The sequence below is a fragment of the Streptomyces sp. HmicA12 genome, from assembly GCF_000373565.1.
GTDB lineage: Bacteria > Actinomycetota > Actinomycetes > Streptomycetales > Streptomycetaceae > Streptomyces.
Window position 1 is genome coordinate 218,546 of record NZ_KB891852.1, and the last position, 12,651, is coordinate 231,196.

Consider the following 12,651-nt stretch of genomic DNA (forward strand, 5'->3'; position numbering starts at 1 on the left):
TGCGTCACGGGATGTCCCCCAGAAGCGATGTAGTGAACGTAAGCGTTCACTAATCGAGACCATAGCGAGTCGTCCTTCGTGAACACAAGCGTTCTCTAAGGGAGTTGACTCCTTCGGGTGGTCAGGGGTTGAGGGGCGCGATGGATGCGTCATGCACGGTCTCGGGTGGCCTGCCGTCCCGTGCTCGGGGTGGATGCCGCTGCCGCGCGCCGGAGCGATTCCCGTGACCGGGCCGTCGAAAGAAGCTCTCTCGCCTGACATGCTGGTCGGGGCAGGGTCCGACCGGACCCGGTGGTGAGTCCCCTACGGCGAGCGCTCGCGTGCGCCGAATTCACCGCCCTGCGTTCGTACCGCTCCCGAACTGTCCGACGGAGAGAAGACGATGGTTACTTCGCGCTGGACGGCCGCCCCCGCACGGACGGCCGCCTCCATGCGCAGGCGTGGTCCCGTGCTCGAACGGGCCATCCTCGAAGCCGCGCTGGAACAGCTCAGTACGGTCGGCTGGAACGGCCTCACCATGGAGGGTGTCGCCGCGGGGGCGCAGACCGGCAAGGCCGCGGTGTACCGGCGCTGGCCCTCCAAGGAGGACCTCGTCGTCGATGCCCTGCAGGCCGGACTCCCGAAGATGGACGCCGTGCCGGATCGCGGGGACGTCCGCGAGGATCTGCTGGAGCTGTGCCGGCGGATGCGCGAGGCCATGTACTCACGCCCCGGATTTGCGCTGCGTTCCGTGCTTCACGAATGCGACACCCTGACCGCGGAGCGTTTCCACAGCGTGATCATCGAAGGGGTCGTCGAACCCAGCGTGGAGCTGATCAAGGAAGTCGTACGTCGGGGAATTGGGCGCGGAGAGGTGCGGGCTGACGCCACCGACGCTTCCGTCTGTGATGTCATTCCGGCGATGATGATGTACCGCTCGAAGGTGTGCGGAAGCGAATGGGCGGACGAAGATCTGGTGGAGCTGATCGACCAGGTGATGATCCCCCTGCTGCGACGCCACGCGGATTGAGGCGAGGCGGGTGTCGCGGCGGGCGCTCGGCGGCGTACGCTGTTTGCCGCCATGCCGTACGAAGCACCCACCCACACCGTCGAGCGCTCACTGCGCGCCACCACCGGTGCCAAGATCGTCGCCGGTGTCGACGAGGTCGGCCGCGGTGCCTGGGCCGGACCGGTCACCGTCTGCGCCGCTGTCACCGGACTGCGCCGCCCTCCCGAGGGCCTCACCGACTCCAAGCTGATCAGCCCCAAGCGCCGTGAGGCCCTCGCGGACGAGCTGGAGAGCTGGGTGACGGCGCACGCTCTCGGGCACGCGTCGCACGAGGAGATCGACGAGATGGGGATGACGGCGGCGCTCCGCCTCGCCGCCGTCCGTGCCCTCGAGGGCCTGCCGGTGCGGCCGGATGCCGTGATCCTCGACGGGAAGCACGACTACCTGGGTGCTCCCTGGCAGGTTCGTACGGTGATCAAGGGTGACCGTTCCTGCATCGCCGTCGCCGCGGCGTCGGTGATCGCCAAGGTTCGCCGCGACAAAATGATGGCCGAACTGGGCATCGACCATGCAGACTTCGGGTTTGCGGCCAACGCCGGATACCCGTCGCCGGTGCATCGCGCCGCGCTGGAGGAGCGGGGGCCCACCCCGTACCACCGGCTCTCGTGGGCGTATCTTGATGCGCTGCCCCAGTGGCAGCACCTCAAGAAGGCCCGCAGCTGGGCGGACGTGAGTGTTCCGCAAATCGAAGGCCAACTCGGCTTCGACTTCTGACCACCACGTTCGCACTGATGTGCCACCCGCTGGCGCGAACCACACCTGCGTTTGATAGATATCAACTCATGCCTCTCATTCCCGAGGAGCCTCAGATTCACGAGAGCGCCCAGGGTCCCCGCGTCACGCCGGCCGCCAGCCGCACCGCGCCGACCCCTCGTCCTGTACCCGGCCCGCGTCCCGCGGCGCCGTCGCGACCCGGTCGTCCGGGTCCCGCAAGGCCCACGCCGCCCGCGCAGCGCACGTCGCGCGAGTCGGCCGGGTCCCCCCAGCCGGGGGCGAACGCCCCTGCCACGCCTTCGACTTCGGTCGCTCAGCCGCAGATCCAGCTCATCCCGGCCTCGGTCGAGGGTGCGCTGGACGCGGCCGAGGAAGCCGTCGACCTGCTGCTCGACTCCGGTCGCGCGCCGGGCGAGGTGCTGGTCCTCACGACCGGTGACCCGCACCCGTGGGCCACACACGAGCTGTCCTTCGGAGCGGATTCCTACTGGGCCCAGCACGACGCGGGAGACGATGTCTTCTACGCCGACGCCTCCGCCCTGGATCGTGCCGCCGCGCGTCCGGTGGTCGTCGTCGCCCTGAACGGTGGCCCCGACGAGAGTGCCGCGACGGCACTGCCGCTGGCTCTCGGCCGGGCCGGTGCCCTGCTGATCGTCTGTGGCGACCCGCAGCGCATCAACTCGCTGCTGGGCGCCGGGGTCTGACGCACGGCTTGCCGGCTGCCCGCACCGCTCGACGGTGATCGGGGAGCCCGGCAGGCCGGTGCGGGCCCGTGGTCGTACGGGCGGCGGCCGTGCGGCTCAGCGAGCCGCCGCGCGGCGGAGCATCTCCGTCGCGGCTCCACCGGTGCGCGGCGCGGACTGCTCGCCGCCGCCGAACACCTCGGCGACGGACCCGACGCTGGGCCGTCGGCCGCCACGGCCCTCGCCCAGCACCTGCCAGCCGTCACGCGTCATCGTGATGTACGCCCCGCAGCGCAGGCCGTGCAGAGTGCACGCGTCGCGCAGCCCCCACATCCACGCCCCGTCCTCCTCCGTCCAACGAGTGTCCCCCTCCCGGCAGTAGAGCAGGACCGCTGTGCGGACCGGGGTGCGGCGACGCAGATCGTGCGGGATGACCCGGCGCAGCTGCGACAGCAGGGCGTTGCGGAACGTCCAGCCGTCGGTGGCGTTCTCACGACGGGTGAACGAGGCGCTCGCCCGCAGTCGTTCCTCCGGATCGAGGACCGCCACGACGGCGGTGCGCGGAATCGGTCGGTGGCGGGTGTGCAGGCCGCTGACAACCTCGCGCGGGTTGCGCAGCAGCGGTATTCCGGCTGCCGCCCACTCCGTGGGTTCCAGCAGCCTGGTCGGTCGGTTGACGGAATCGGCGGACCTCTCGGCGCGCATCGAGGACACGGACATCGATGCCGCCGAGGACGGAGCGAATCCGAAGGTCACGGTCCTCCCTTCGGCTACACGCCCACACGGGCGGGGTCGGACTGGGGGAGCGCACCGCGGCACAGCTCTATCCGGACCACGGGGGAGCCACGCGGGGAGCAGCTCCAATTCTTCCCGTCGCGCTGGCGCACGGCAACGAGCAATTGAGGCCGGGGACCGGAATTTGGCGATGCGTCGCCAATATCCCTGCCCAAAGGTCGGGTGCCTGACGCGTGCCTCAGCCCTGAACCGCGAGGACCAGCGGCAACACCCCCTCGGCTCCGGCCCGACGCAGCAGCCGGGCTGCCATCGCCAGCGTCCAGCCGGTCTCCGTGAAATCGTCGACGAGGAGCACCGGGCCACTCGCCCGCGCGAGCGCCTCGGTCACCTCGGCCGGCAGCGTGAGGGTGCCGTCGAGGGCGCGCAGCCGCTGCGCGCTGTTGCTGCGGGGGATGTGCGCGGTGTCGCTTCCGGGGGCGTACTCGACACGCCCCAGCACCGGCATGCGACCGACCTGCGCGATGCCCGCGCCGAGCGACTCGATGAGCTGCGGGCGCATGTGCGAGGCCATGGTCACGACGCCCACCGGGCGTGGCTGCGCGTCGGCGGCGCCGGACGCCCAGCCTCCGGGGCCCTTGGCCCAGTCCGCCAGGACCTCCACGACGGCCCGCGCCACATCGTCGGGCACCGGTCCGTCCGGCGCCTGGGGCGTGAGCATCGGGCGCAGCCGGTTTCCCCAACCGATGTCCGAGAGGCGGCCGAGCGCCCGCCCGGCACCCGCCAGTTCGCCTGCGGGGATACGTCCCTTGAGGTCGATGCCGACCGCGGCGAGCCCGGTGGGCCACATCTTGCGGGGCTCCACCTCCACGCCGGGGCGTCCGAGTTCACCTCGCGCCGAGCTCAGCGCAGCGGGCGAGACGGAAGGGTCGAACCGCGGCTCCGCACAGTTGTCGCACCGCCCGCAGGGCGCCGCCGCCTCGTCGTCGAGCTGGCGGCGCAGGAACTCCATCCGGCAGTCGGTCGCCGTCGCGTACTCGCGCATCGCCTGTTGCTCGGCCTCACGCTGCTTGGCGACCCACGCGTAGCGCTCGGTGTCGTACACCCAGGGCTGTCCCGTGGCGATCCAGCCACCCTTCACGCGATGCACGGCCCCGTCCACGTCCAGAACCTTGAGCATGGTCTCCAGGCGCGAGCGGCGCAGCTCCACCAGCGGTTCGAGGGCCGGGAGCGAGAGCGGCCGGTCGGACTGCGCGAGAACGTCCAGGGTGCGGCGCACCTGCTCCTCCGGCGGGAAGGCGAGCGAGGCGAAGTAGCGCCAGATCGCCTCGTCCTCCTTGCCGGGCAGCAGCAGTACCTCCGCGTGCTCGACGCCACGCCCCGCGCGTCCCACCTGCTGGTAGTACGCGATCGGCGAGGAGGGGGAGCCGAGGTGGACGACGAAGCCGAGGTCCGGCTTGTCGAACCCCATGCCCAGCGCGGACGTGGCGACCAAGGCCTTCACCCGGTTCGCCAGCAGATCCTCCTCCGCCTGCTGCCGGTCCGCGTTCTCGGTCTTCCCCGTGTACGACGTCACGGTGTGCCCGCACTGACGCAGGTATGCGGTGACCTCCTCGGCGGCGGCGACCGTGAGGGTGTAGATGATCCCGGATCCCGGCAGCTCGTTCAGGTGATCGGCCAGCCAGGCCAGCCGGTGTGCGGCGTCCGGCAGCTGCAGCACGCCGAGACTGAGGCTCTCGCGGTCGAGGGTGCCGCGCAGCACGAGCGCGTCCGAGCCGCCACCGGTGCCGAGCTGATCGGCGACATCGGCCGTCACCCGGGCGTTGGCCGTCGCCGTCGTGGCCAGCACCGGGACGTCCCGCGGCAGATCGGCGAGCATCGTGCGCAGCCGGCGGTAGTCGGGCCGGAAATCGTGCCCCCAGTCCGAGATGCAGTGCGCCTCGTCGACCACGAGCAGGCCGGTGGCCGCGGCCAGTTGAGGCAGGACGTTGTCCCGGAAGTCGGGGTTGTTCAGCCGCTCCGGGCTGACCAGGAGCACGTCCACCTCGCCCGCCGCGACCTCGGCGCGGACGGCGTCCCACTCCTCGGTGTTCGACGAGTTGATCGTCCGGGCGCGGATGCCCGCCCGCTCCGCGGCCTCCACCTGGTTGCGCATCAGCGCGAGCAGGGGGGACACGATCACCGTCGGACCGCTGCCGCGCTCGCGCAGCAGGGCCGTCGCGACGAAGTACACCGCGGACTTGCCCCAGCCCGTGCGCTGTACGACGAGGGCGCGTCTGTGCTCGGCGACCAGCGCCTCGATCGCACGCCACTGGTCCTCGCGCAGCCGGGCCGTACCGCTCGGGTCTCCGACGAGGCGGGCGAGTACGACATCGGCCGCCGTCCGCAGATCTTCGTTGCTCATGCCCCCATGCAACCCGATGGCACTGACATCGCGCGAATGAGCCCGCGGAGCTGTGGACAACTTGTGTCGTGTCCCTGATCGAGGTTATCCACAGGGCAAAACGGAATTCTGGGATCCGGTGCATGGTCGTCGCATGACGAATCACATCGAGCCCGTCGGTACGACCGGCGCGGCCAAGATCACTCTGCGCACGGCCGGTGAACTCGCCGAGGCGCTTCCGTACTTGCTCGGGTTCAGGCCCGACGACAGCGTCGTCCTCGTCGCCCTGTACAAGGGGCGGTTCGGTGGTCGCGTACGTCTCGGCATCCCCGAGCGTCCGGAGGACTGGCCGTCCGTCGCGCAGCAACTCGCCCGCTGCCTGGTCGTCGGATGCGAGCGCAGGGACGGACGGCCGGACAGCGTGGTCGCTTTCCTCTGCCAGGACGCGGTACCACCGGGCGAGGCGCCCGGACCGGCGGTCATGGAGCGGCTGCGACCACTCGCCCAGCTCCTGCGGACGGAGTGCGGCGCTCTGGACGTACCGGTGACCGAGGCGCTCTGCCTCTCGGACGGGCGGTACTGGTCCTACTGCTGCCCGCGCCCTCAGTGCTGCCCGCCCGAGGGCAACGCCATCGCCGTGGACGGTACGTCCGTGATGGCGGCGACGGCCGCGTACGCGGGCATTCATGTACGGGAATCCATGGGCGAGTTGAAGGCACGGCTGGCTCCCTTGGAGACGGCCCTCGTCGCGGACCAGACGCGCGCCCTGGACGCGGCGGCCATGGACCTCGTCCCGCGCATCCTTGCCGGAGCTCCGCGTGAGGAGGTGGAGGAACAGACCCTCGACCTGGCCGGCCGCGTCATGCGCCGTCTCGCGGACGTTCCACCTGCCGAGGATGCTCTGGACGCGGACCTCAAGGACGACGAACTGCTGGCGCACGACGAGGCGGCCGCGCTGATTCTCGGCCTTCAGGACAGGCTGACCAGGGACCGCGCAGCCGAGTGGATGGAGGGCGAGGAAGCCCCCGCGGCGCTGCGGCTGTGGCGGGCCTTGGCGCGGCGTTGCGTCGGACCCTACGGAGAGCACGCCGCGGCGCCGCTCACCCTCGCCGGCTGGGTGGCCTGGTCGCTCGGCGACACCGTCGAGACGGACCAGGCGCTGGAGATGGCACTCACCGTCGATCCGCACTACAAGTTCGCCCGGCTGCTCAACGAGGCCCGTGCCGAGGGGATCGACCCGGAGCCGGTGAGGAGCTCACTGCGCACTGTGCGGGCGGATCGAGAGGCAGAGTCCGGCACGCAGGGCGCCGTCCTCGAAGTCGCGACCCCACCAGGAGATGTGGAACGTGCCGATGCGGTCACCCGGGTCCCCGCCGTCGCGATGCCGGGAGGCGCCGCGGATCCGGGAATCTCCCGGGCCGCCCGCGGCCTTGAGGCGGCTCTGCGGCGAAGGGGTGAGCGGCGGTCCGGAGCGGGCAGCCGGCCGTCCAGGGCGGGAGCGCGTGCCACGCGACGCCCCTCGGGGCATCGCCGTATCGGGCGGCAGCGGGGCAGGGGCGACGGATGAGCGGGGTAGCCCCCACAGCCGGGCCGCGATGGTTCAGGGTGCTTCGGCGTTACTTGGGGCGGGGGCGCTCCGTTCACCTGTGTGGTGGCAGCGACGGCCGGGCAGAGCCGCCACACTCTTCGACAGCTCGGCAGCATGCCGGCGCCTCGCGCGACCGCGCGCGAAAGGAGGCACCCCATGCGGAAGCCGAAGCTGCGGCGCACCGCCACAGGCGGCGCATGCATATTCCGGCACGGTGTCTCTCCGGTGAGCGATGCGGTGCGCCCCGCTGGGAGCGAGCGGCGAACGCGACGGGAGCGGAAAGCAGGAGGAGAGAGGCCATGACGTCCGACCTCACCCGGCCGTTCGCGCCGCAGGCGCAGGACGGCGACAGTGCCCGCAACCCCGCCGAGGGAGCGCTTCTGCTTCCGGCACGCTCCCAACCGACCTCGCCATCGGGCAGGTCGGCCACCCAACCGGCGCCGCCATCCGCCCCCGTTCCGCGGCGTAGCAGTGAACTGCCTCCCGCCCACCGGTCGTTGATCTGCGTCAGCCTGCCCGGGCTCGCGATCTCCTCGGAGCGGGGCCAGCTGACGGCGCAGGGACTGGAAGGGTTCTACCGCGCGGGACGCCGACTCGTGTCGCGCTGCCAGCTCCGCGTGTTCGGGCGTGAGCCGGTCGCCGTCCAGGCCCGCATGATCTCCGCGGACCGTGCCCGCTTCATGGCCACCATCAGGGCGTCCCCCGATGCCGGGCCCGACCCGGACGTCGTCGTGCAGCGGATCCGGCACGCCGACGGTACGGAGCGGATCACGCTGCACAGCTCCGCTCCGCGTCCCCTGCGGGTGCCTCTCGAAGTGGCACTCGGCACCGACCTGGCCGAGCTCGGCGCGGTGGCCGCCGGACACCCCGGCCGGGAACTGCCCGCGACGGTGCATGACGCGGGGCTGCGCTGGTCCTCGCCCACCGGCCACGCCGTGGTCACGGCCACGCCTCCGCCCACCGACGCACTCGCCTCCGCCGGCCTGCTCCGCTGGGAGTTCGAGCTGCCGCCGGGCGGTGCGCGCACCGTGGAGCTGCGGATCCGGGCGGACGGCGTGGGAAGCGGCAGAGGCACGGGCCACAGCGCGGTCCGGCCATTCGCCCCGGCTCAGGCGCACGGGGACGACCCGCGCGTGGGCCCACTGCTGCGGACGTGCGTCGACGACCTTCAGGCGCTGCTGGTGCGCGACCCCGCGCACCCGTCTGATGTCCACCTGGCGGCGGGGGCGCCCTGGCGCTGCGGCCTGGCGCCGGTGGAGGCCCTGGCCGCCGCCAGGATGGCGCTTCCCCTGGGCACCCGCTTGGCCGCCGGTACGTTGCGGACGCTCGCGCGTACCCAACTGGGTCAGCCAGGGCCGGAGTTCGGCAGGCTGCCGGGACCGTTGAGGCATGCAGGCGCGCTGCTGCCTCCGAGCTGCACCGGGATCGAGGCCACCCTGCTGTTCCCCGTACTCCTTGCGGAGGCCAGACGCTGGGGCCTCGCCGAGCAGGAAACAGCGGAACTGCTGCCCGCAGCCGAGCGCTGTCTGCAATGGCTGCGGACCGCCACCCGGGAAGGGCTGTATCTGCCGGACCCGGGCCCGGGAGGCCTGCTGCGCTGCGAGACCCAGGCACAGGCCCACCGGGCCGCCCTGCTCGGCGCGGACCTGCTCGACGCGTACGGCAGGCCCGGAAGCGCCGAGCTCCGCCAGTGGGCGGAGGAACTGAGGCGGCGCTTCAGGGAGGACTTCTGGGTCGACGACCGTGGCGGCGGCCGGCCGGCGGCAGCCCGTACGCCGTCCGGTCGCCCCGTCCCTCATCTGGGCAGCGGCGCCGCGCACCTCCTGGACACCGGGCTGCTGGGAGCGGGTGTCTGCGCGCCGGGGCTCCTGGACAAGGTGCAGACCGAACAACTCGCGAGACTGCTCGGCGGTCCCGGGCTCGACTCGGGGTGGGGACTGCGGACCCTGGAGGCCAAGGAGGCGTTGTACAACCCGTTCGGGCACCGTGCCGGTGCGGTGCGCGTCCACGAGACGGCGATCGCCGTCTCGGGCCTGTCGGCCGCCGGTTACGAGAAGGAAGCGACGTCCTTGCTCAGAGGCACACTGGCCGCGGCGGAGGCCTTCGACCTCCGGCTGCCCGAGATGTACGCGGGGGAGCAGCGCGTCGAGGGCGGTGCCCCGCTGCCGCACCCGGCCGCCTGCAGACCGGCCGCCGTCGCCGCGGCCGCCGGGGTGCATCTCCTGGCCGCACTCGTCGGCATCCGACCGGACGCGCCCGCCCGGACGGTGGCGTTGTCGCCCGTACGGGGCGCCCCGCTCGGTGAGCTCGGGCTGACAGGGCTGCGCGTCGCGGGGGACACGTTCTCCGTGCGCGTCAGCCGGTTGGGACTCGCGATGGTCGAGGAGGCCGCGGACACCCTGCAGCTGGGCGTGTGACCGCCTCTGGCCGGGCGTCCGCGCCCGCGACGCGGCCCTGTGACCAAGTGCGGAACCATGAGCGAAGGGAGTGTTTATCGTCAGGCAGACGACTATGATCGTTCCATGTCGCCCTACGACCCGTCGGCCTTCCCGCCTTTCGCTGTCACCGTCGACCTGGTCGTGCTGACCGTACGCCGTCACGCCCTGTGCGCGCTGGCGGTGCGGCGCGGGGAACCGCCGTTCCAGGGGCGTTGGGCACTGCCCGGTGGGTTCGTACGGGACGACGAGGACCTGACCGCGGCGGCCGCCCGCGAACTGGCCGAGGAGACGGGGCTGTGCGCCCATGACCCGGGCGCGCCCGCGCAGGACAACGGCGCGCACCTCGAGCAGCTCGCCACGTACGGCGATCCCAAGCGGGACCCGCGGATGCGGGTCGTCAGCGTTGCCCACCTGGCGCTCGCCCCCGATCTACCGGCTCCTCGTGCCGGAGGCGACGCGCACAGCGCACGTTGGGCGCCGGTCGACGCGCTGCTGCACCAGAGCGGGTACGGGCGAGAGGGCGAGCAGACCGCTCCGCTCGCCTTCGATCATGCGCAGATCCTTGCGGACGGGGTGGAGCGGGCCCGCTCGAAGATCGAGTACTCCTCGCTCGCCACTGCCTTCTGCCCTCCGGAGTTCACCGTCGGCGAGCTGCGCCGTGTCTACGAGGCGGTGTGGGGCGTGGCCCTCGACCCGCGCAACTTCCATCGCAAGGTGACCGGGACGCCCGGCTTCCTGGTGCCGGCCGGCGGAACCACCACGCGTCAGGGGGGTCGCCCCGCTCAGCTGTTCCGTGCGGGCGGTGCCACGCTGCTCAACCCGCCGATGCTGCGTCCGGAGGTCTGACCGACTCACGGACAGGCGCCCCCTCGGCGTGAGTCCGTGCCGAGGCTCGGGGCTTGTGTGGCGCGGTGTTTTCGGACACCCGCGCCGAGACCCTGCCCGAAAAGACAGATATGTCGCGTTATCTTGCTGCGGTACCCACGGAGTTCGCCTGCCACGGAACCGGCGGACGGACCCCGGCCGCCGAGCGGTCGCCCATCCTGCGAGAGAAGCGATGATCCAGGCCATCGGACTGACCAGCACCGCCCGCAAGGAGAGGCCGCCCACGGCCGACGACGTGTCCTTCGAGGCGACCACGGGCCGTGTGACAGCCCTGCTCGGCGCCCGGGGAGCGGGCAAGACAACCGTGGTGCGTCTGATGCTCGAACTCCAACAGGGCCGTGGAATCACCTACTTCAGAGGCCGCCCGCTGCACCGCATCCCGCATCCCGCCCGTGAGGTGGGTGTGCTGCTCGGCGACGTGCCGGGGCATCCTGCCCGTACCGTCCGCGGCCAACTGCGCATGCTCTGCTCCGCGGCCGGTGTGCCCGTCCAGCGCGCGGACGAGGTCCTGGAGGTCGTGGGGCTCGTGAGCCTGCGCGATCTGCGTCTCGGGACCCTGTCGCGCGGCATGGACCGACGACTCGGCCTGGCCTGTGCGCTGCTCGCGGACCCGCACACGCTGGTGCTCGACGGCCCGGCGGACGGTCTGTCGAACCGTGAGGGCAAGTGGTTGCACGGGATCCTGCGAGCCCATGCGACCGTCGGTGGCACGGTGCTGTTCACCACCGACGACCCCAAGGAAGCCGCACGGACCGCCGACCGGGTCGTCACCCTCGACGAGGGGAAGGTGGTCGCGGACCAGGAGGTCGCCGATTTCGCGCGCACCAGGCTGCGGCCCCGCGTCGCCGTCCGAAGTCCGCACGCCGCGCGGCTCGGAGTCCTGCTGGCCAAGGAGGCCCGCACGGCGAAGCGCACCGTCGAGGTCGTCACGGAGGACGGCAGCCGCCTGTCGGTCTACGGCAGCAGCTGTGCGGACGTGGGGGAGACCGCCTACCGGCACGGCATCCTCGTCCATCAACTCGCCGACGAGACGGGGGATGCCGGTCCTGTCGTCGCGCTGACCCCGATCGCCGGCGTCGGGCCCGCCGCGGACGAGGGGGATCGGACCGGCCGGGCGGCGCCGCTTCCCGGTGCCGATGACGCGACGCGCGCCCTCGCGCCCGTCGCGGCGGACCCACTCGACCCGCCCAGCGCCACCAGCACGTTCGTACCGCTCGTCGACACGGCTCCGTCGGCCAGGAGTGTCGAGACCGGCACCGTGACCGGCGAACGCGACGAAGCCGGCGCCGATACTCCCCGGGTGTCGTCGGCCCTGCCCTCGCTGCCGCCTCCCATCACCGTCCGTCCCGCCCGCAGCCCGCTGCGCCCCCTGCGCTACGAGCTGCGCCGGGCGACCGGTATCGCCACCGGCTACGTCACCGTGGCGCTCGTCCTCGCCGTGTCCGCGCTCCTGTCCGTACTGCTCGCGCGTGTGGGCCACACCCCGCAGCCGCGCCTGCTCGCCGCATGGCCGCAGGAACTGCCCCTGCCGCCCGCCGCTCTGGGGGCAGGGCTGCTCGGCGCCTTCGCCTTCGGTGACGAGTTCCGCCATCCCGCACTCGCCGCCGACCGGGGAACCGTCCCTCGCCGTTTGGGACTTCTCGCCGCCAAACTCATCGGCGCGGCGGCGACCGCCGTCCTCATGGCCGTCCTCGTCGTCGGCTGCGACGCCGCGCTGCTCCACCTCGTATACGGACGGGAACTCACACAGGTTCCCGCTGACTGGCTGTCCCTGAGCGTGAGTTGGATCGTGCTTGTCGTCGCGTGCGCCTGGGCGGGTGTGCTCGCCTCGGGCGTCTTCCGCTCCACCGCGGCCGGACTCGCCGCTGTGGTGGCCGTACCGATCGTCATCGTGCCACTCGTACAGAAGGCCTTGGAGGGACCATCTGTGCGAACGGCCGCCGGGCTTCCGACGAGGCTGCGTGAGCTGGCCCTGCTCCACTGGCCCTTCGGTATGGAGCGCTTCGTGGCCGCCGGTGTGCGCATGATCGCTCAACCTGTTGGCGGTGCCCTGATGTTGTCGCTCACCGCGTTGCTCTGCGCATATCTGCTCACGGTGCTGCGTCCCAAGGTGCGATGACGACCGTCCGTAGCCTTCGGATGCGCCGCTGTTCGCAACTCCCCCTGGAACGCTCATTTCT

At 71.9% G+C, this 12,651-nt stretch carries 9 protein-coding genes; 7 read left to right on the forward strand and 2 right to left on the reverse strand.

Features of this window, described 5'->3' with window-relative positions; translation table 11 throughout:
* Window positions 1–382: 382 nt before the first annotated feature.
* From B072_RS0141625 to B072_RS46060, 3 genes are all read left to right on the forward strand, one after another.
* Window positions 383–1,009, forward strand: coding sequence for a TetR/AcrR family transcriptional regulator (locus B072_RS0141625; protein ID WP_026246882.1), 627 nt, complete (start codon window positions 383–385; stop codon window positions 1,007–1,009).
* A 51-nt stretch (window positions 1,010–1,060) separates the two neighbouring features.
* Window positions 1,061–1,762 (forward strand): ribonuclease HII, encoded by a 702-nt coding sequence (locus tag B072_RS0141630; RefSeq protein ID WP_018535945.1) that lies wholly within the window; start codon window positions 1,061–1,063, stop codon window positions 1,760–1,762.
* 68 nt (window positions 1,763–1,830) lie between these two features.
* Complete coding sequence (locus B072_RS46060) at window positions 1,831–2,466, forward strand: hypothetical protein (RefSeq protein WP_026246883.1); 636 nt, start codon at window positions 1,831–1,833, stop codon at window positions 2,464–2,466.
* Between the two features lie 96 nt (window positions 2,467–2,562).
* Here the strand turns inward: B072_RS46060 and B072_RS0141640 are convergent, their stop codons facing one another.
* Window positions 2,563–3,201, reverse strand: coding sequence for a hypothetical protein (locus B072_RS0141640; protein WP_018535947.1), 639 nt, complete (start codon window positions 3,199–3,201; stop codon window positions 2,563–2,565).
* Window positions 3,202–3,418: 217 nt separating this feature from the next.
* Window positions 3,419–5,581, reverse strand: a complete 2,163-nt coding sequence (locus B072_RS0141645) for a RecQ family ATP-dependent DNA helicase (RefSeq protein ID WP_018535948.1) — start codon at window positions 5,579–5,581, stop codon at window positions 3,419–3,421.
* Between the two features lie 133 nt (window positions 5,582–5,714).
* Here B072_RS0141645 and B072_RS0141650 point away from each other — a divergent pair, with 133 nt between their 5' ends.
* The 4 genes from B072_RS0141650 (at window position 5,715) to B072_RS0141665 (ending at window position 12,590) form a co-directional block, all read left to right on the forward strand.
* Window positions 5,715–7,127 (forward strand): DUF4192 domain-containing protein, encoded by a 1,413-nt coding sequence (locus B072_RS0141650; protein ID WP_018535949.1) that lies wholly within the window; start codon window positions 5,715–5,717, stop codon window positions 7,125–7,127.
* 320 nt (window positions 7,128–7,447) lie between these two features.
* Window positions 7,448–9,565: a glycogen debranching N-terminal domain-containing protein gene (locus B072_RS0141655; RefSeq protein ID WP_078506792.1), complete on the forward strand. Its 2,118-nt coding sequence runs from the start codon at window positions 7,448–7,450 to the stop codon at window positions 9,563–9,565.
* 105 nt (window positions 9,566–9,670) lie between these two features.
* Window positions 9,671–10,432 carry an NUDIX hydrolase gene (locus B072_RS0141660; RefSeq protein ID WP_018535951.1) on the forward strand — a complete coding sequence of 254 codons (762 nt, stop codon included), beginning with the start codon at window positions 9,671–9,673 and terminating at the stop codon, window positions 10,430–10,432.
* A 211-nt stretch (window positions 10,433–10,643) separates the two neighbouring features.
* Window positions 10,644–12,590, forward strand: a complete 1,947-nt coding sequence (locus B072_RS0141665) for an ATP-binding cassette domain-containing protein (RefSeq protein ID WP_018535952.1) — start codon at window positions 10,644–10,646, stop codon at window positions 12,588–12,590.
* Window positions 12,591–12,651 lie beyond the last annotated feature (61 nt).